Here is a 17,796-nt window from a genome sequence, read left to right as displayed (position 1 = left end):
TGCGCTCCCGGCCTACAACGCTTCCCTGACGTGCGGGATGCCGAGGTCGTCGTAGACCGAATACACGGCGGCCAGCATGTTTTCCAGCTCGGGCGAGCGGTCCATGTGGCGCACGCTGAAGAAGATCGGCGACACCGCATGCTTGTCCTCGATGCGCCGGTACACGACGTTCCGGTGATGCATGCCCTGCACGCTCTCCGGCACGATCGCGATGCCCTGCCCGGCCGCCACCAGGCCCATCGCGATCTGCAGTTCGCGCACTTCCGTCACGTGGTCCGGCATCAGGTTCGCTTCGCGGAAAGCGGCCAGCACCTGGTCGGCAAAGCTGGGCCGCGGCGCCTTCGGGTACACGAGCAGCGCTTCGTGGATCAGGTCCGTCAGGCGCAGGTTGCCCTCTTTCTCCGCGAGGCGGTGGCCGGGGAACAGCGCCACCACCATCGGCTCCTCGCGCAGCAGGATGCGGCGGATGCTCGTGTCCTCGCTCTTCAGGCGCCCGAAACCCACGTCGATGCGCCCTTCCTTCAAGGCCTTGAGCTGCTCCACCGTCGTCATCTCGTGCAGGGTCACCTCCACCTCGGGGTGGTTGTCGCGGTAGCGGCGGATGATGTCCGGCAGCAGGCCGTACAGCGTCGACGCGACGAAGCCGACCGACAGCGTCCGTTCCAGCTTCCCCACGCGCTGCGTCATCGTGCGCAGGTCGCGCACCTGGTCCAGCAGCGGCTTCGCATGCGCCAGGAAAAACGCGCCGGCCTCCGTCAGGCGCAGCGGTCTCACCCCTTTTTCGATCAGGGTCACGCCCAGGTCTTCCTCCAGTTGCTGGATCTGCCGGCTGAGCGGCGGCTGGGCGATGTGCAGGCGCTCGGCGGCGCGCGTGAAGTTGCGTTCTTCCGCGACCGCGACGAAGTAGCGCAGGTGCCTTAATTCCATACTCGATACCTATAGGGTATTGAAACGATACCAAAACGGTGTTGGACGTCCCTCATTTGCAGGAATATCGTGTCCTCACCTCAGCGAATTATACGCAAATAATATGATTCAATATATCGAAACCTTCCTGCTCGACGTGCCGACGATCCGGCCGCACAAGCTGTCCGTCGCGACGATGAACACGCAGACCCTGGTGCTCGTGCGCGTCCGCTGCGCCGACGGCATCCAGGGCTGGGGCGAGGCCACCACCATCGGCGGCCTGGCCTACGGCGAAGAGAGCCCGGAAAGCATCAAGGCCAATATCGACACCCACATCGCCCCACTGCTGGTCGGCATGGACGCGAGCCAGCCGGCAAAGGCGATGGCCAGGGTGCGCAAGGCCATCCAGGGCAACCGCTTCGCCAAGTGCGCGCTGGAGACGGCGCTGCTGGATGCGCATGCGCGCCGCCTGGGCGTGCCGCTGTCCGACCTGCTGGGCGGCCGCGTGCGCGACGCCTTGCCCGTGGCCTGGACCCTGGCCAGCGGCGACACGGCCAAGGACATCGCGGAAGCGGAACACATGCTGGAGATCCGCCGCCACCGCATCTTCAAGCTGAAGATCGGGCTGCGCAGCGTGGACGCCGACGTCGCCCACGTGCTGGCGATCAAGCGCGCGCTGGGCGACCGCGCCAGCGTGCGCGTCGACGTCAACCAGGCCTGGAGCGAAGCGCAAGCCGTGCGCGGCATCGCCCAGCTGGAAGCCGGCGGCGTCGACCTGATCGAGCAACCCGTGAAAGCCCATCACACGGCGATGCTGGGCCGCCTCGCGCGCCGCTTCGACGTCGCGATCATGGCCGACGAAGCCCTGCACGGCCCGGTCGATGCGCTGGCGCTGGCCCGCTCGGACGCCGCCGACGTCTACGCCGTCAAGATCGCGCAGTCCGGCGGCCTGTTCGCGGCGCTGGAAGTGGCGACCGTCGCGCGGCTGGCCGGCATCGGCCTGTACGGCGGCACGATGCTCGAAGGCGGCATCGGCACCGCGGCCACGGCGCACGTCTGCGCGACGTTCGCCGACCTGGAGTGGGACACGGAATTGTTCGGTCCCCTGCTGCTGACCGAGGAAGTGCTGCGCGAACCGCTCGTGTACCGCGACTTCGAACTGCAGGTGCCGACGGGCCCCGGCCTGGGCGTCGAGATCGACACCGACAAGCTGCGCAGCCTGCAACGCAAGTAAAGACACTGGAGACCACCATGCTGTTTCACGTCCGAATGAACGTCAACCTGCCCGCGACGATGCCGCCCGACGAAGCCGCGGCGCTCAAGCAGACCGAAAAGGATCTCGCCCAGCGCCTGCAGCGCGAGGGCAAGTGGCGCCACCTGTGGCGCATCGCCGGGCAGTACGCCAACGTCAGCATCTTCGACGTCGACAGCGTCGACGAGCTGCACACGCTGCTGACGTCCCTGCCCCTGTTCCCCTACATGCACATCGACGTCATGCCGCTGTGCCGCCATCCCTCGTCCGTCCGCGACGGCGATATCTAACGCAACTATAAAGGAGACCTGAAATGAACCACGCAGACATCGAACGACTGGCCCACAGCTGGGTCGTGGACGCCGCCGACCGCCCCGCCGACCCGCGCGTGCAGCAGGTGGTGCTGCGCCTGCTGGGCGACCTGTGCAAGGCGATCGAGGACCTCGACATCACCCCGACCGAGTTCTGGCACGGCGTGGCATACATGTCGGCCGCGGGCGCCGCCAACGAACTGGGCCTGCTGGCCGCGGGCCTGGGCCTGGAGCGCTTCCTCGACATCCGCGCCGACGAAGCGGAACAGAAGGCCGGCCTGGAAGGCGGCACGCCGCGCACCATCGAAGGCCCGCTGTATGTGGCGGGCGCGCCGGAAAGCGTGGGCTTCGCCCGCCTGGACGACGGGACCGAGGCGGACAAGGGCGAGGTCCTGTTCATGCAGGGCACCGTGTTCGACCAGGATGGCAAGCCGCTGCCGGGCGCGAAGGTCGAGGTGTGGCACGCGAACCTGACGGGCAATTACTCGTTCTTCGACCAGACGCAGTCGCCGTTCAACCTGCGCCGCACGATCGTCACGGACGACCAGGGCCGCTACCAGTTTCGCAGCATCATCCCGGTCGGTTACGGCTGCCCGCCGGACGGCACGACGCAGCAGCTGCTGAACCTGCTGGGCCGCCACGGCCAGCGCCCGGCGCACATCCACTTCTTCGTCAGCGCCCCGGATCATCGCAAGCTGACCACGCAGATCAACATCGACGGCGACGAATACCTGTGGGACGACTTCGCGTTCGCGAGCCGCCCTGGCCTCGTACCGCCCGTGAACCGGATCGACGACCCGGCGCAACTGGACGCCAAGCGTGTCGACAAGCCGTTCGCGTCGATCGACTTCGACTTCCACCTGTATCACGACACCGCCGCCGCGCCGACCACGCAAGTCGACCGTCCGCGCGCCGCCGCCTGAGGACACCGCCATGATCCCGATCGTTCCTGTCGACGCGTTCAAGCCCAAACGGCTGGACGACTACATGATCGAAGACGCGCAAACGGGCGACCACCGCCTGCACCGCAGCGCCTTCACCGACGAGACCCTGTTCGAGCTCGAGATGAAGCACATCTTCGAGGGCAACTGGATCTACCTGGCGCACGAGAGCCAGGTCGCCAACGTCAACGATTACTACACGACGCACATCGGCCGCCAGCCGGTGTTCATCGCCCGCAACAAGGGCGGCGAGCTGAATGCGTTCATCAACGCATGCAGCCACCGCGGCGCCCAGCTGTGCCGCCACAAGCGGGGCAACAAGGCGACCTACACCTGCCCGTTCCACGGCTGGACCTTCAACAACAGCGGCAAGCTGCTGAAGGTGAAAGATCCGGAATCGGCCGGCTATCCGGAATGCTTCAACAAGGAAGGCTCGCACGACCTCAAGAAACTGGCGCGCTTCGCCAACTACAAGGGCTTCCTGTTCGGCAGCCTGAATCCGGACGTCGAGCCGCTGGAAGCCTTCCTCGGCGAGGCCGGCAAGATCATCGACATGATCGTCAACCAGTCGCCGGAAGGTTTGGAAGTGCTGCGCGGCTCGTCGACCTACACGTTCGAGGGCAACTGGAAACTGCAGGCCGAGAACGGCGCCGACGGCTACCACGTGACGGCCGTGCACTGGAATTACGCGGCCACGACGAACCGGCGCAAACAGGAGCAGGCGGCCGGCGAAGACAAGATCCGCGCCATGGACGCCGGCAACTGGGGCCGCCAGGGCGGCGGCTTCTACGCCTTCGAGCATGGCCACATGCTGCTGTGGTCGCAGTGGGCGAATCCGGAAGACCGCCCGAACTTCGCGCGCCACGCCGAGTACACGGAAAAATACGGCAAGGCGACCGCGGACTGGATGGTAGGACGCTCGCGCAACCTGTGCCTGTACCCGAACGTGTACCTCATGGACCAGTTCAGTTCCCAGATCCGCGTGCTGCGTCCAATCGCCGTCGACAAGACCGAGGTGACGATCTACTGCATCGCGCCGAAGGGCGAATCGCCCGAGGCGCGCGCGCACCGCATCCGCCAGTACGAGGACTTCTTCAACGTCAGCGGCATGGCGACGCCGGACGACCTGGAAGAATTCCGCGCCTGCCAGCAGGGCTACAACGGCGCCGCGATGCAGTGGAACGACATGTGCCGCGGCGCCAGGCACTGGATCCACGGCGCGGACGACGCGGCGCAGGACATCGGCCTGGCGCCCGTCATGAGCGGCGTGCGCACGGAAGACGAAGGCCTGTACACGATCCAGCACCGCTACTGGCTCGACGTCATGAAGAAGGCATTCGACGCGAAGGGAGAAGCGAAATGAGCGCGGTCACGATCCAGGATATTCAATCCTTCCTCTACCGCGAAGCGCGCCTGCTCGACGACGAACAGTGGGACGACTGGCTCCAGTGCTACGACGCCAACGCGCGCTTCTGGATGCCGTCGTGGGACGACGACGGCACGCTGGTCCAGGACCCGGAGCGCGAGATCTCGCTGATCTTCTACCCGAACCGCCAGGGGCTGGAGGACCGCGTCTTCCGCATCAAGACCGAACGCTCCAGCGCGACGATTCCCGATACGCGCACGAGCCACAACATCGCCAACGTGGAGATCGAGAAAGTCGAGGGCGCGGTGCACACGGTGCGCTTCAACTGGCACACGCTGAGCCACCGCTACCACACCGACTACAGCTATTTCGGCATGTCGCGCTACGTGATCGACTTTTCCGGTCCGCAGCCGAAGATCCTGGACAAGTACGTCGTGCTGAAGAACGACTACATCAGCCAGGTGATCGACATCTATCACATCTAAGCAGGAGACGGTCATGAGCCACACGATCGCGCTGCAGTTCGAAGACGGCGTCACGCGCTTCATCAGCTGCAACCCCAACGAAAAACTGTCCGACGCGGCCTATCGCCAGAAGGTCAACATCCCCCTCGACTGCCGCGACGGCGCCTGCGGCACCTGCCGCGGGCTGTGCGAGTCGGGCAGCTACGACCTGCCGCCGGACAGCTACATCGAGGATGCCCTCGAAGAGAAGGATGCGCAAGCCGGCTACGTACTGGCGTGCCAGATGCGCCCGACGTCGGACTGCGTCGTACGCATCCCGGCCACGTCCGCCGCCTGCAAGACGGGCGTCGGCGACTTTCCCGGCACCGTCACCACCGTGGAGCAGCTGTCGCCGTCCACGATCCGTTTCGCTATCGCGCCGGACCAGCCCGACCAGCTGGACTTCCTGCCGGGCCAGTACGTGAACGTGACGGTGCCCGGCACGGACCAGACGCGCTCGTACTCGTTCAGCTCCGCGCCCGGTGCGGAACAAGCGAGCTTCGTCGTGCGCAACGTGCCGGACGGCTTGATGAGCACCTGGCTGACGACCCGGGCGCAAGTCGGGCAGCCGGTCACGTTCTCCGGCCCGTACGGCAGCTTTTATTTGCGGCCCGTACAGCGCCCCGTGCTGATGCTCGCCGGCGGCACGGGTATCGCGCCGTTCCTGTCGATGCTGGACGTGCTGGCGGCGAAAGGCTTCCCGCATCCGGTGCGCCTGGTTTACGCCGTGACCAACGACCACGACCTGGTCGGCCTGGCGCAGCTGGACCGCATCGCGGCCGCGCATCCGCAGTTCCAGTACGTGACCTGCGTGGCGGCGGAATCCAGCAGCCATCCGCGCAAGGGTTATGCCACGGCGCACGTGGAACCGGCCTGGATGAACGGCGGCGACGTCGACGTCTACCTGTGCGGCCCCGTGCCGATGGTCGACGCGGTGCGCGGCTGGCTGGACGGCATCGGCGTGACACCGAATTCGTTCCACTTCGAGAAGTTCTCGGCCACGAGCACGGCGGGGGTGGCGGCATGATGCATCCGGACCGTTTCAGGGACAAGGTCATGATCGTCACCGGCGCCGCCCAGGGCATCGGCCGCGGTGTGGCGCTGGCGGCGGCCGCGGAAGGCGCGCGGCTCGTGCTGGCGGACCGCTCGCCGCTCGTGCACGAAGTGGCGCAGGAGACCGGGACGCAACCCATCGTCGTCGAGGCCGACCTCGAGACCTGGGCCGGCGCGTCGACGCTGGCGGCGCGCGCGCTGGACGCCTGCGGCCGCATCGACATCCTCGTCAACAACGTGGGCGGCACGATCTGGGCCAAGCCCTACCAGGCGTACGAGCCGGACCAGATCGAGGCGGAGATCCGCCGCTCGCTGTTCCCGACGCTGTGGTGCTGCCGCGCCGTGCTGCCGGCGATGCTGGCCGCGCAATCCGGCGCGATCGTGAACGTGTCGTCGGTGGCCACGCGCGGCATCTACCGCATCCCGTATTCCGCGGCGAAAGGCGGCATCAACGCGCTCACGGCCAGCCTCGCGATGGAGCACGCGCAGGACGGCATCCGCGTCAATGCCGTCGCCACCGGCGGCACGGAAGCGCCGCCGCGCAAGGTGCCGCGCAATCCGAAGCCGTTGAGCGAGCAGGAGCAAACGTGGTACCAGGGCATCGTCGACCAGACGACCGCGACGAGCCTGATGCACCGCTACGGCACCATCGACGAGCAGGTCGCCGCGATCCTGTTCCTCGCCTCAAGCGAAGCGTCGTACATCACCGGCACCGTCCTGCCCGTGGGCGGCGGCGATCAGGGTTGACGCCATGGCCTTCATTCAAGTTGACGACGTCCGCCTGCACGTGCGGACCGACGGCGACCCCGCGCGCCCCTGCATCGTGCTGTCGAACTCCCTCGGCACGGACCTGTCGATGTGGGATCCGCAGGCCGCCGTGCTGGCCCGCGACTATTTCGTGCTGCGCTACGACACGCGCGGCCACGGCCTGTCCGGCCGTGGCACGGCACCCGCGACGCTCGACCGCCTGGGCCGCGACGTCGTCGGCCTGCTCGACGCGCTGGCGATTCCGCGCGCGCACTTCTGCGGCATCTCGATGGGCGGCATGACGGGCCAGTGGCTCGGCATCCACGCGCCGCAGCGGCTGGACAAGCTCGTGCTGGCCAACACCGCGGCGCGCATCGGCACGCACGAGGGCTGGACCGCGCGCGCCGCCCAGGTACGGGCCGGCGGCATGGATGGCGTGGCCGACGGTGCCGCGGCGCGCTGGTTCACGCCCGCGTTCATTGCGCGCGAACCGCACGCCGTCGCGCGCATGATCGCCCGCCTGCGCGAGCAGGATGCGCAAGGCTACGCGGCCTGCTGCAATGCGCTGGCGCACGCCGACCTGCGCAGCGCGATCGGCGCCATCGCCGTTCCCACGTTGATCATCGCCGGCGCCGCGGACCCGGTCACCACCGTCGCCGACGCCGGCTGGCTGCGCGACCGGGTTCCCGGCGCGTGCCTCGTCGCGCTGGCGGCGTCCCACATCTCCAGCATCGAAGCGGAACCGCAGTTCAGCGGCGCCCTCGCCGCCTTCCTCGCCGACTGACCAGGACAAGGCGGCAGACATGCTGCCGCCTTGCCGCCGTCAGAACGCGTGCCGCAACCCCGCCATCACCCCGCTCTGCGTCTTGCCCGGCGCCGTCGTGCCGCCCGCATCGAGCGCGATCGCGGCGCCGCCGTGGTTGTCCATGCGGCCGACGCCCGCGTACACGGCGCTGCGCACCGACAGCGCATACGTCAGGCGCGCGACCGCCAGGTTCGTGTCGTCGGGCGAGCCCTTGACGTTCTTGCGCGCCACCTGGGCATCCAGGGTCAGGCGCGGCGCGACCGGGATGCTCGCGCCGAGGTAGAACAGGTCGGATTCGGTGATGCCCGTCGCGGCATCCGTCTTGCGGTCGATGACGCCGGCGCCGATCTTCGTCGTGCCGACCATCGCCCAGCCGTTGGCCGTGATGCGGCGATCGTAGTGCGCGCTGTCCGTCAGGCCACCCGCCGCGCCCGTGTTCCCATACAGCTTGTCGTACGTGGCGTTGATGCCGTAGGCCTTCGTGTCATAGCCCAGTAGCGCCGTGTATTGGCGGCAGGCGCGCGCATTGCCCGGCACCTCGCCCGCGCAGCCGGTGGCGGACGGGCCGCCGGCCGCCGACGCGTCGCGCCCGAAGCTCCACGTGGCGCCGACCGTCACGCCGTCGAACGTGCCGAGATAGCCGATCGCGTTGTCGCTGCGCGCGTTCGGCAGATACAGATCGATGCTGTTGATCGAGAAGAGGTTCGGCCCCAGCACGTCGCTCTTCATCGTGGCGAGATACGTCATGTTGAGGATGCGGCCCAGCTGCACCGTGCCCCAGCGGCCGCGCAGGCCGACCCACGCCTGGCGTCCGAACAAACGGCCGCCCTGCCCCAGCGTGCCGACGTCCGGGTTGAAGCCGCTCTCCAGGTTGAACACGGCGGAGAGACCGCCGCCGAGGTCCTCGCTGCCGCGCAAGCCGATGCGCGACGGCAGGCTGCCCGTCAGCGACGGTTCGCGCGTGACGCTGTGGCCCGCCGCGTCCGCGTTGTTCATGTGCGCCAGCGCCACGTCGACGATGCCGTACACCGTCACCTGGCTTTGCGCCTGCGCGCCGCCCGCTCCCAGACCCGCCGCGAGGGCGATCGCTACTGCCTTTTTCATCATGTCTCCTGTTGGTTGTTGTTCGGGCGACGACAAAGCGCCGCCCTGGATGCCGCGCACCCATGAAAAACGTTGGAAGGGAATCGGGTCAGGCTTCGGCGACGACGCCAGTGTGCTGCGGCACGGCGGACGCCGAGCGGCCGTGGCGGATCAGCGCGACCGACACGGCGGCGATGACGGCCGGGATGGCCATCGCCTGGAAGTTCTGCTGCAGCGGCAGCGCCATGCCGACGAGCGTGCCGATGACGATCGGCGCGAGGATGGCGCCGCTGCGGCCCACGCCGGAGGCCCAGCCGATGCCGGTCGAACGGATTGCGGTCGGATAGAATTGGCCGGCATAGGCGTAGGTGACGATCTGCGTGCCGATCGTCGATGCACCGGCAAGGCCCACGAGCACGAACAGCACGGGCGTGGGTACCGGATAACCCAGCAGCGTGATCGACACGGCGGCCAGCGCATACATCGCCACCAGCACGTACTTGATGTGGAAGCGGTCGGCGAGCCAGCCGCCGCCGACCGCGCCGATGACGGCGCCGAAGTTCAGCACGAGCACGAAGGTCAGCGCGGACCCGAGGCTGTAGCCCGCGCCGGCCATCAGCTTGGCGAGCCAGGAGCTCAGCGCGTACACCATGAACAGGCACATGAAGAAGGCGATCCAGAACATCGCGGTGGAGAATCCGCGGCCGTCCTGGAACAGCTGCCCGATCGGGGCGCCCTGCGCGCGGTCCGCGGCGGGCAGGTCGAAGCGGTCGCCGGCTTGCGCGCGGTACGACGGCTCCATGCGCGCGAGGGTGCGCTGCAATTCGGCCAGCCGGTTGCGCCGCACGAGGAACGGCATCGATTCCGGCAGGCTTTTCAGGATGAACGGGATCAGCAACACCGGCACGCCGGCCGCGAGGAATACGGACTGCCAGCCGTGGTGCTCGATCAGTCCCTTGCCCAGCAGCGCGGCCAGCATGCCGCCCACCGCGTAGCCGCTGAACATCAGGGTGACCATCGTGGCGCGGATGCGCCTGGGCGAATATTCCGTCATCTGGGCGACCACGTTCGGCATCACGCCGCCGATGCCGAGGCCCGCCAGGAAGCGCATCGCGCTGAACACGTACGGATCGCTGCTCATGCCCGCGGCGGCCGTGAACACGCTGAACAGCGCGAGGCAGATGACGATGGCGTGGCGCCGGCCGATGCGGTCGGCGATCGTGCCGAGGAAGATCGCGCCGAACATCATGCCGAACAGCGCGGAGCTGACCATGAAGCCGGCGTTCTGCGCCGTCACGCCCATCTCCTTCATGATCGACGGCAGCGCGATGCCGGCCACGGCGAGGTCGTAGCCGTCGCAGATGATGATGAGCGCGCACCACGCGAGGATGCCGGCGTGGAAGCGGTTGAACCTGGCCCCGTCGGCCAGTGCGTGGATGTCGATGTGCCGCATGCGATTGTCTCCTTATGGATGTGTTGTCGTGGGGTGATGCAGGATGCGGTGCGCCGCCATGCCGATGACGACGCCCCAGAACGCGGCGCCGAGGCCGAGGAAAGTCATGCCGGACGCGGTGGCGAGGAAGGCGATCACCGAGGCTTCGCGGTGGTCCTCGGCCGCCATCACGCCGGCGAGGTTCGACCCGATCGCGCCCAGCAGCGCCAGTCCCGCCAGGCAGACGATCAGTTCCTTCGGCAGCGCGGCGAACAGCATGACGATGGACCCGCCGCACAGGCCGGCGAGCAGGTAGAACACGCCGTTGGCGATGCCGGCCACGTAGCGGCGGCGCGGGTCCTCGTGCGCGTCGCGGCTCGTGCACATCGCGGCCGTGATGGCGGCGAGCGCGATCGTGATGCCGCCCGTGCACGCGACCGCCAGCGACACGAGGCTGCACGTGACGATCACCGGCCGCGCCGGCGTGGCGTAGCCGGACGTCTTCAGCACCGCCATGCCGGGCAGGTACTGGCCGGTCAGGGTCACCAGCACGAGCGGCAGCGCGAGGCTGAACGTGCCGGTCCAGCTCCACGCGGGCGCGATCACCGACGGCACGACGAACTCGAAGCGGACTGCGGCAAAATGCGTCGCGCCGGACAGCCACGCGATGCCGGTGCCGGCGCCGAGCAGCAGCACCACGCCGTAGCGCGGCACGGCGCGCCGGAACACGAGGTACGCGGCAATCATGCCGAACGCCAGCAGCGGCAGCGTGCCGGCCGTCCTGAACGCGTTCATCCCGAACGGTACGAGGATCCCGGCCATCATGCCGCTGGCGATCCCTTTCGGTACGTGGGCCATGATGCGTTCGAGGGAACCGGACAGGCCGATCGCGAGCAGGATGGCGGCCGCGGTGAGATAGCCCCCGACGGCTTCGGCCAGCGGCAACTGGGGAAAGAGCGTGATCAGCAGCGCCGTGCCGGGCGCCGACCACGCCGTGATGACGGGTACGCGCAGGCGCCAGCTCAGGACGATGCCGGCGATGCCCGCGCCGACCGAGATGCCCCACACCCACGATGCGAACATCGCGTCCGGCATGCGGCCCGCCTGCGCGGCCTGGTAGAAGATCGCCAGCGGCCCGGAGAACGAGACCAGCACGGCCAGGAAGCCCGCGGCCACGGCCGACAGGGATCCGTCGGACCAGCGCCGTCCGCGTACGGCGGCGCACTCCACCTGTCCTGTGCCCATGGGGTCTCCTTGTCTTATCGTTATCGGGACCAAGGGTAGAGAGATTGCACAGGCGCGTCCAAGACCGATTTGGTATCCATTCGATACCTGATGGGTATGACTATTGCCGTCAACGCCGATGCCGGCCGAAGAAGTCGAGCACCATACGGCTGGCATCCGGCCCTGCCTTCGCATTGAAGGCGTGTGCCGGGTCGCCGCCGCTCCATGCATGACCCAGGCCGAGGATGCGCACCACGCGCAGCACGACCTTGCGCCCCACGAGGTAGTCGTGGATTTCATGCGCATTGCGGCTGCAGCCCCGGCCCGCGGGCTTCGCCGCGATCCGCGTCGCCGGGCCTGCGGGCAACCCGTTCAATTGCAGCCACTGGCGTGCCAGCTGCCGCTGGTTCACCGGATCCACCACCTGGTCGTCCTCGCCCTGGATCAGCAGCGCCGGCATCGGTACGGCTGGGCGGCCGCGCAACAGGTTGCGAATGGCAGCGTCGGCCTGTTCCGGGGCGCCATGGCGCATGACGCGCAAGGCGCCGAGAGGGCCATGCCCCGCGCCGAACACGGGGCCCGAATGCAGCGCGACCGCGGCAATGAGTTCCGGATGGTTGGTTGCCAATATCGCCGCCATCCCCGCACCGGCGGAAAGCCCGCATGCATAGATCCGGCGCCGGTCGATGGGATACCTTTCGCACACGGTCCCGATCAACGACGCCAGCGCCCCGGTTTCTCCACCGCCTTGCTGCGTGGCCCGGTCGTACCAGCGCCAGCACCGCTGCGCCTGCACCGTCACCGACTGCTGCGGGTACAGCACGGCAAACCCCTTGTTCTCCGCCACGTGGTTCATGCGCGTGCCCTGCGCGAACTGCGTGGCGCTCTGGTGGCAGCCGTGCAGCATCACGACGAGCGGCCAGCCGCCAAGCGGCTGCTCGTCCCGCACGCGGTCCGGTAGGTACAGCCAGTATTGCATGTCGCGTGCGACTGCCTGGCCCTGCGTCGCGGGCAGCGGGAACCGGCCCGCCAGCCACCTGCCGGTTGCCGGCGCGAGGCCGGGCCGGGCCGCCGGCTTGCGCGGTGCTGCCTTGCGCGCCGGCCTGGGTGGCGCCGGCGCGCACACGTCCAGCAGCGTGGCCAGCATCGACTGCTGCGCCTTCGCGGCACGGGTCAGGCTGCGCAGCAGTCGCGACTTTCGGGCGGGTTTGGCCATGGTGCCTCGGCATGGATGTTGCACTGCAATATATCGGCTCTGCAGGCCGCGCTCCGTGCGGTGGCGTACCTTGCCTGGCGGCGCGCCGGCGCGATCGGACACATCATCCCTACAAATCTGGCTCGTCTAGCGCCACGAGCAAAAGAAGGGAGACCAGCGATGACGTCGACGATCAACTGGACCGCCCTGTGGGTCTTCATCGGCTTCTTCGTCCTCGTCACGGTGAATGGCTTCATGGCGTCGCGCTGGCAAACGGGCGGCGCGGGCAAGGGCGAGCACCTCGACGAATGGGGCCTGGGCGGGCGCAACTTCGGCACGTGGATCACGTGGTTCCTCGTCGGCGGCGATTTCTATACCGCCTACGCCGTGATCGCCGTGCCGGCCCTCGTCTACGCGGTGGGCGCCTACGGCTTCTTCGCGCTGCCCTGCACGATCGTCTTCGTCATCATGCACGGGCATCTTCGCCGCGAAGAGCGCCGACACGATCCGCAGGAACGCCATCTTCCTGCCGGCCTACACGATCCTGCTCGGCCTGATCGCGCTGCTCGGCTACATGGCGCACGCGGCGCACCTGAAGGTGGCGAGCAACAACGACGTCGTCCCCGCGCTGTTCGGCGCGCTGGTGCCGGCGGCCGTGATGTCGATCGGCGCCGCCAATCGCTTCACGCGCAATTTCTGGAAGCCGTACGTGAATCCGCACGTCGGCCCGGCCGGCGAGGCGAAGGTGGCGAAGATGGCGTCGCTGGTCGTCAAGGTCGGCGCGCTGGTCTGCATCCTGTTCCTGCCGACAAAGTTCGCACTGGACGGCCTGTTCTCGCGCCGCTTCGGCAGCACCGCGCTGCTGTGCGGCTGGGCCGTCGGCAACGTGGACGGCACGTGGATCGCGTTCGGCGACGGCATCAAGCCGGTGCACACGCTGCACCTGGGCGATGCCGGCGTGACCCTGTACAGCGGGTTGCTGGCGCTGGCCGTCAACGTCGTGGTGGCGCTCGTCGTGCAGGCCGTGGCGGGTGTGGCGCAGCGCGACGTCGCCGGGAACAACGTGGCGTAGTCGTCCCGCCGTGCTGCCGCAGCGCCTCGCACAGGTCCCTGCCGGGCGATGCACTGCTGTCGGACAGGCACGAAACGGGCGGCGAGCGGGGATGCGCGGCGCCGACTGTACCAGTTGCACCACGTATCGTTGCAACGGCTGCCACGAATCTGCCCGCTCGTTCCAGATTTCATCCCTGTCTGTCACGCGACTGCGGTACTCTGGGTGACTTCACCATTCGAGCCCGGATACGTCGATCATGAGAAACCAGATGAACATGCCAGACAGCGCTGTCGCGCTCATGAACTACGTCGACGGTGCCGGCTGGACCGAGCATGCGGAGGTCGTCGTGCAGATCATGATGTCGAGCGTGCATCCGGACATCGAGTCATCCATCGCGACGGTGGCATGCCTTCCGAATCACCTGCGTACGAACGTCGCCCATTACCTGACCGAGATCCTCACGGGCGCCGTCGACAACGAGCAGCGGCACGCCATTTTTTCGTGGACGCAGTGCTGGGCGCTGGCGAGCCTGGACCAGTAACCGCCGCCGCATCGCACGACCGCCTTTGCCGACGATATCCTGGCCTGCGCACGTTCCCTGATCGCCGCCGGCGGTTACAACGGATTCAGCTATGCAGACATCGCCGAGGTCGTCGGCATCCGCAAGCCGGGCATTCATGCCTCATCCCCCCTCGAACGTCGGCGCTAATCGGCCATGGCACGGACTCGCCGTCCGTCAGGCTGGCGCTGGCCTGCGTGTTCGTGCTGTTCTTGCTTGGTACCGGTCACCAGATGTTGCGCCCGCGCCAGCGGCATGAAAAGTCAGCAACACTTCGGTAATTTTTACAGTTGAGGATGAGTCTGGCGGCGGTGCTATTCCAAGCCATTGAAACCAAAGCGTATTTTTTCCTTGGCATGGACATTGCTGGTTTTCCGGCAAAACAAAGCGCGAACAGCAGTCTGTTGCCCAGGAGACCCTCATGAACTCGTCCGCGAACAACCCGCCGATCCCCCTGTGGAGAATCAACCGGTCCGTACTGTTAGGCATGTGCCTGATTGCACTGACTGCCGTGCTGTTTTACGGACCGGTTCTGCTGCTACTGTGGCGCGAGCTGGAGTGAGGTTGAGCCTGCTTACAGCCGTCCACGCAGTTCGAGCGCGATCGCACGCGGCTTGCTCACATAGCTGTAAGGCGAGCCGACGACCGAACCGAGCGTGCTGATCGCGATGGTTTGCCGGTTGGTGAGGTTCGTCACGACCGCGCCCACGTCCCAGTTGCCGGACGGCGCCGTCCAGCCGAGGCGCACGTCGACTTTCTCGCGCGCCGCCCCGGTATCGACGCTGCCGTCGGGGTTGCACGTTCCCTGCGCCCGCGTGTCAGCATTGCAGCGCCGTTCACCGATGTAGCCGAGCATCACGTTGAAGTCCGCCGTCCCGGTCCACAGCGCCCAGCGCGCAGTGGCGCCGGCACTGGCGCTCAGGCGCGGCGCGCCGGCCGGCTGGCCGTCCAGCCGGACACCGGACGGCGACACGTAATGCGCATAAGTCTGGTCGATGTAGGCCAGCGCGCCGTTCAGGCGCCAGATCCGGTTGAGCGTCCACTGCGCGCTCAGCTCGGCGCCCGTCGCGCGCTGGTCGCTGTTGACGACCTGGTAGCTGGGCACGCCGGCGCCGGCATTGGCCGCCACCAGGGTCAGGCTTTGCAGATTGGTGAAGTCGTAATGGAAGATCGACGCCTCGTAGGACAGGCCCAGCGCACGCACCCGCCCCTTGATGCCGATCTCCGTATTCGTCACCAGTTCCTCGTCGTAATAGCCATTCACGCCGAGGGCATCGAAACCGCCGGCCAGATAGCCCTTGCTCCACGAGCCGTACACCATGTGGTCCCGCGTCAGGTGGCGGTCCAGCACGATGCGCGGGCTGAAGTTATTCCAGCTCCTCGATGCCGGGAACGGGCTGGTGCTCGATACGGTGTTGTTGAACTCGACGTTGCGTGCCACCACGGCCTGCAGCGATGCCGCCTGTTGCGGGGTCAGCAGTTTCAGGGCGACCGCGGCCGGAAACAGCTGTGCTTGCTGCATGACGGCGAGGCGAGCGTCGAGCTCGCTTGCGATACGTGGCGGGTTATACCAGCTGAAGCGCTTGTCGTCGTGCGTGAAACGGCCGCCGACCGTCAGGTTGGTGACCGGGCTCACATGCCAGAGCAGGTCGCCATACACGGCATAGGCGCGGTATTCGCCCTTGTCGTGGATGCTCTCGCGCCACGGCAGGCCGGCCAGGCTCAGCCCTTGCAGCGCCGCGTTGCCGGTGGCACGGCCGATGCCCTGGGCCAGGCCAGTCAGCGTGGCATAGGGCGCGCTGCCGGCGGCATGGCGAATCAGCGTGTCCAGCGACAGCGTCGTCAAGTCCACGTGCTGCGTCTGGGTGGCGCGCTCGCGATAGGCACTGACGCCGCCCACCCAGTCGAGCGCGCCGTTCTGTCCGCTCAACTTGAATTCCTGCTGCCAGGTCGAGTTCGATTCGACGTTGCCGATGCCGATATACGCCGCCGGATTCATCGACCCGTCGTTGTCCTGCCAGTTCTGCGTGTTGAAGTGGCGGTAGGCGGTGATGCTGCTCAATGTCGCATGGCGCAGCGGCGTCGTCACACGCAGCGTGAGGCCGTCGAAGGTGCGCGCCTGCGCATTGGGCCCGGCGTCGTTGGCCAGCGGCTGCCTGCGCGGATCGACCCACGCCGCGGGCCCGCCAAAGTCGATCTTCCCGCCCGTGAGGGAAAACACCGGCGGGCCGGACACACGCATCACCCCGTGTTCCCAGCCGAGGATGGCGTCGGTGTCGTCGCGCCGCCAGCGCACGGTGGCGCGCAGGCCGCGCTCGCCATCGTCGCCCATGCGCTGACCATTGAAGGTGTTGCGGACCCAGCCGTTGTCGCGCTGGTCGACCGCCGAGATGCGCAGCGCCAGTCCCTCGGCCAGCGGGGTGTTGTAGAGCAGTTCGGTATGGACCGCCCCACGCGTGCCGACCCGGACCAGTCCACTCGCTTCGGTCCGCTCGACGGGATCGTTGGTGACAATGGAGATGACACCGGCTGCCGCATTGCGTCCGAACAGCGTGCCTTGCGGACCTTTCAGCACTTCGATCCGCTTGACGTCATTGAAGTTCAGCAGCGATCCACCGGTCTTGCCGACATACACGGAGTCGGTGAAGATGCCGACCGGCGAGTCCGTGCCGATGCCGTAATCCTCGGTACCGACGCCACGCAGGAAAATGATCGGACGGGTGGATTGCAGCGGCTCGACCGACAAGCCGGGGACGAACGCGTCCATGTCGGCCAGGTTGACCACGCCGACATCCCTGAGCGCACTGCCGGCCAGCGTCTGCACGGCGATCGGCACGTTCTGGATGTCCTGGCTGCGGCTCTGCGCGGTGACCGTGACCACCGGCATGGCATCCTGCGCGCGACAGGCCTGCGGCACGCCCGCTGCCGCAACGGTCGTGGTCAGTGCAAGCCTGACGGCATGCCGGTTCATCCCCCGACGCAAATTCCGCTGACTCGATTTCATTATTGCCCCGTGAACCATTCGATCAATGCGATATCCTGATCACAACGGCAAACCTTGGCAAGGCCAATCAAGCGCTTTGCTGCATGTTTTTCTCAGGAAGGAGGCGCGTCGCCAGGCAGGTAACCTGGTCGAAAACCGGTTCCGGGGCGGTATCCAGGATGTCGTGGAACTCGAACAGTTCCTGGCGCTTCGATTCGTGGAAAGTCGAACGAGCCGAGATCGATAATATTGTGCTATTAAAACAATTTCCATGGAGCACGTTTAGACACGTAGCCACTTTACGCCACACGAAGTTCGCCTTCCCTCCTTGCTGAAGTCCCAAATTGGGACTATCATGGAGGTGTGCGAATCCTGTCCCTAC

The 17,796-nt window shown here is 67.2% G+C and carries 16 protein-coding genes and 1 pseudogene; 11 read left to right on the top strand and 6 right to left on the bottom strand.

What is annotated here, in order from left to right:
* Nucleotides 1–12: 12 nt before the first annotated feature.
* Nucleotides 13–927: a LysR family transcriptional regulator gene (locus ACEN9G_RS23570; protein WP_413341676.1), complete on the bottom strand. Its 915-nt coding sequence runs from the start codon at nucleotides 925–927 to the stop codon at nucleotides 13–15.
* 103 nt (nucleotides 928–1,030) lie between these two features.
* Between ACEN9G_RS23570 and ACEN9G_RS23565 the strand changes: the two genes are divergently transcribed.
* The 8 genes from ACEN9G_RS23565 to pcaD are packed head-to-tail and all read left to right on the top strand — an operon-like array spanning nucleotide 1,031 to nucleotide 7,863.
* Nucleotides 1,031–2,140 carry a muconate/chloromuconate family cycloisomerase gene (locus tag ACEN9G_RS23565; protein ID WP_440967659.1) on the top strand — a complete coding sequence of 370 codons (1,110 nt, stop codon included), beginning with the start codon at nucleotides 1,031–1,033 and terminating at the stop codon, nucleotides 2,138–2,140.
* Nucleotides 2,141–2,157: 17 nt separating this feature from the next.
* Complete coding sequence (gene catC, locus ACEN9G_RS23560; protein WP_413342340.1) at nucleotides 2,158–2,448, top strand: muconolactone Delta-isomerase; 291 nt, start codon at nucleotides 2,158–2,160, stop codon at nucleotides 2,446–2,448.
* A 23-nt stretch (nucleotides 2,449–2,471) separates the two neighbouring features.
* Nucleotides 2,472–3,392 (top strand): catechol 1,2-dioxygenase, encoded by a 921-nt coding sequence (catA, locus tag ACEN9G_RS23555; RefSeq protein WP_413342338.1) that lies wholly within the window; start codon nucleotides 2,472–2,474, stop codon nucleotides 3,390–3,392.
* A 10-nt stretch (nucleotides 3,393–3,402) separates the two neighbouring features.
* Nucleotides 3,403–4,773, top strand: coding sequence for a benzoate 1,2-dioxygenase large subunit (benA, locus tag ACEN9G_RS23550; RefSeq protein WP_413342336.1), 1,371 nt, complete (start codon nucleotides 3,403–3,405; stop codon nucleotides 4,771–4,773).
* A complete protein-coding gene (gene benB / locus ACEN9G_RS23545) occupies nucleotides 4,770–5,261 on the top strand; it encodes a benzoate 1,2-dioxygenase small subunit (protein ID WP_413342334.1) in 492 nt (163 codons plus the stop codon). Before benA ends, benB begins: the two co-directional genes overlap by 4 nt.
* A gap of 13 nt (nucleotides 5,262–5,274) precedes the next feature.
* The gene (gene benC, locus ACEN9G_RS23540; protein ID WP_413342332.1) at nucleotides 5,275–6,306 is read left to right on the top strand and encodes a benzoate 1,2-dioxygenase electron transfer component BenC; all 1,032 of its coding nucleotides are present in this window, start codon (nucleotides 5,275–5,277) and stop codon (nucleotides 6,304–6,306) included.
* The gene (locus tag ACEN9G_RS23535) at nucleotides 6,306–7,079 is read left to right on the top strand and encodes a 1,6-dihydroxycyclohexa-2,4-diene-1-carboxylate dehydrogenase (RefSeq protein WP_483127748.1); all 774 of its coding nucleotides are present in this window, start codon (nucleotides 6,306–6,308) and stop codon (nucleotides 7,077–7,079) included. The genes benC and ACEN9G_RS23535 overlap by 1 nt, the downstream gene beginning before the upstream one ends.
* Before the next feature lie 4 nt (nucleotides 7,080–7,083).
* Nucleotides 7,084–7,863, top strand: a complete 780-nt coding sequence (pcaD, locus tag ACEN9G_RS23530) for a 3-oxoadipate enol-lactonase (RefSeq protein ID WP_483127032.1) — start codon at nucleotides 7,084–7,086, stop codon at nucleotides 7,861–7,863.
* Between the two features lie 39 nt (nucleotides 7,864–7,902).
* Here pcaD and ACEN9G_RS23525 read toward each other — a convergent pair whose 3' ends face one another.
* The 4 genes from ACEN9G_RS23525 to ACEN9G_RS23510 all read right to left on the bottom strand — a co-directional run bounded on the left by ACEN9G_RS23525 (nucleotide 7,903) and on the right by ACEN9G_RS23510 (nucleotide 12,839).
* Nucleotides 7,903–8,988 carry a porin gene (locus ACEN9G_RS23525; protein WP_483127031.1) on the bottom strand — a complete coding sequence of 362 codons (1,086 nt, stop codon included), beginning with the start codon at nucleotides 8,986–8,988 and terminating at the stop codon, nucleotides 7,903–7,905.
* An 88-nt stretch (nucleotides 8,989–9,076) separates the two neighbouring features.
* Nucleotides 9,077–10,420, bottom strand: a complete 1,344-nt coding sequence (locus ACEN9G_RS23520) for an MFS transporter (RefSeq protein ID WP_413344203.1) — start codon at nucleotides 10,418–10,420, stop codon at nucleotides 9,077–9,079.
* Between the two features lie 12 nt (nucleotides 10,421–10,432).
* Nucleotides 10,433–11,644 carry a benzoate/H(+) symporter BenE family transporter gene (locus ACEN9G_RS23515; RefSeq protein WP_413344205.1) on the bottom strand — a complete coding sequence of 404 codons (1,212 nt, stop codon included), beginning with the start codon at nucleotides 11,642–11,644 and terminating at the stop codon, nucleotides 10,433–10,435.
* Between the two features lie 109 nt (nucleotides 11,645–11,753).
* Nucleotides 11,754–12,839 (bottom strand): extracellular catalytic domain type 1 short-chain-length polyhydroxyalkanoate depolymerase, encoded by a 1,086-nt coding sequence (locus tag ACEN9G_RS23510; protein ID WP_483127030.1) that lies wholly within the window; start codon nucleotides 12,837–12,839, stop codon nucleotides 11,754–11,756.
* Nucleotides 12,840–12,998: 159 nt separating this feature from the next.
* Here ACEN9G_RS23510 and ACEN9G_RS23505 point away from each other — a divergent pair.
* From ACEN9G_RS23505 to ACEN9G_RS23495, 3 genes and pseudogenes are all read left to right on the top strand, one after another.
* Nucleotides 12,999–13,890: pseudogene (locus tag ACEN9G_RS23505) on the top strand (hypothetical protein).
* Between the two features lie 256 nt (nucleotides 13,891–14,146).
* A complete protein-coding gene (locus ACEN9G_RS23500; protein ID WP_483127029.1) occupies nucleotides 14,147–14,413 on the top strand; it encodes a hypothetical protein in 267 nt (88 codons plus the stop codon).
* A 439-nt stretch (nucleotides 14,414–14,852) separates the two neighbouring features.
* Complete coding sequence (locus ACEN9G_RS23495) at nucleotides 14,853–14,993, top strand: hypothetical protein (protein ID WP_413345219.1); 141 nt, start codon at nucleotides 14,853–14,855, stop codon at nucleotides 14,991–14,993.
* A 12-nt stretch (nucleotides 14,994–15,005) separates the two neighbouring features.
* Here ACEN9G_RS23495 and ACEN9G_RS23490 read toward each other — a convergent pair whose 3' ends face one another.
* Nucleotides 15,006–17,402, bottom strand: coding sequence for a TonB-dependent receptor (locus tag ACEN9G_RS23490; RefSeq protein ID WP_483127028.1), 2,397 nt, complete (start codon nucleotides 17,400–17,402; stop codon nucleotides 15,006–15,008).
* Nucleotides 17,403–17,796: the final 394 nt, after the last annotated feature.

The organism is Massilia sp. Masssp94, from assembly GCF_059491305.1.
Note: the sequence above shows the minus strand (reverse complement) of the source record. Positions and strands in the feature narration are given on the sequence as shown.

Excerpts from the sequence above, each read along its gene's own strand:
- ACEN9G_RS23570 (WP_413341676.1), bottom strand. The coding sequence starts at position 927 with ATGGAATTAAGGCACCTGCGCTACTTCGTCGCGGTCGCGGAAGAACGC.
- ACEN9G_RS23565 (WP_440967659.1), top strand. The coding sequence starts at position 1,031 with ATGATTCAATATATCGAAACCTTCCTGCTCGACGTGCCGACGATCCGG.
- catC (WP_413342340.1), top strand. The coding sequence starts at position 2,158 with ATGCTGTTTCACGTCCGAATGAACGTCAACCTGCCCGCGACGATGCCG.
- catA (WP_413342338.1), top strand. The coding sequence starts at position 2,472 with ATGAACCACGCAGACATCGAACGACTGGCCCACAGCTGGGTCGTGGAC.
- benA (WP_413342336.1), top strand. The coding sequence starts at position 3,403 with ATGATCCCGATCGTTCCTGTCGACGCGTTCAAGCCCAAACGGCTGGAC.
- benB (WP_413342334.1), top strand. The coding sequence starts at position 4,770 with ATGAGCGCGGTCACGATCCAGGATATTCAATCCTTCCTCTACCGCGAA.
- benC (WP_413342332.1), top strand. The coding sequence starts at position 5,275 with ATGAGCCACACGATCGCGCTGCAGTTCGAAGACGGCGTCACGCGCTTC.
- ACEN9G_RS23535 (WP_483127748.1), top strand. The coding sequence starts at position 6,306 with ATGCATCCGGACCGTTTCAGGGACAAGGTCATGATCGTCACCGGCGCC.
- pcaD (WP_483127032.1), top strand. The coding sequence starts at position 7,084 with ATGGCCTTCATTCAAGTTGACGACGTCCGCCTGCACGTGCGGACCGAC.
- ACEN9G_RS23525 (WP_483127031.1), bottom strand. The coding sequence starts at position 8,988 with ATGAAAAAGGCAGTAGCGATCGCCCTCGCGGCGGGTCTGGGAGCGGGC.
- ACEN9G_RS23520 (WP_413344203.1), bottom strand. The coding sequence starts at position 10,420 with ATGCGGCACATCGACATCCACGCACTGGCCGACGGGGCCAGGTTCAAC.
- ACEN9G_RS23515 (WP_413344205.1), bottom strand. The coding sequence starts at position 11,644 with ATGGGCACAGGACAGGTGGAGTGCGCCGCCGTACGCGGACGGCGCTGG.
- ACEN9G_RS23510 (WP_483127030.1), bottom strand. The coding sequence starts at position 12,839 with ATGGCCAAACCCGCCCGAAAGTCGCGACTGCTGCGCAGCCTGACCCGT.
- ACEN9G_RS23500 (WP_483127029.1), top strand. The coding sequence starts at position 14,147 with ATGCCAGACAGCGCTGTCGCGCTCATGAACTACGTCGACGGTGCCGGC.
- ACEN9G_RS23495 (WP_413345219.1), top strand. The coding sequence starts at position 14,853 with ATGAACTCGTCCGCGAACAACCCGCCGATCCCCCTGTGGAGAATCAAC.
- ACEN9G_RS23490 (WP_483127028.1), bottom strand. The coding sequence starts at position 17,402 with ATGAACCGGCATGCCGTCAGGCTTGCACTGACCACGACCGTTGCGGCA.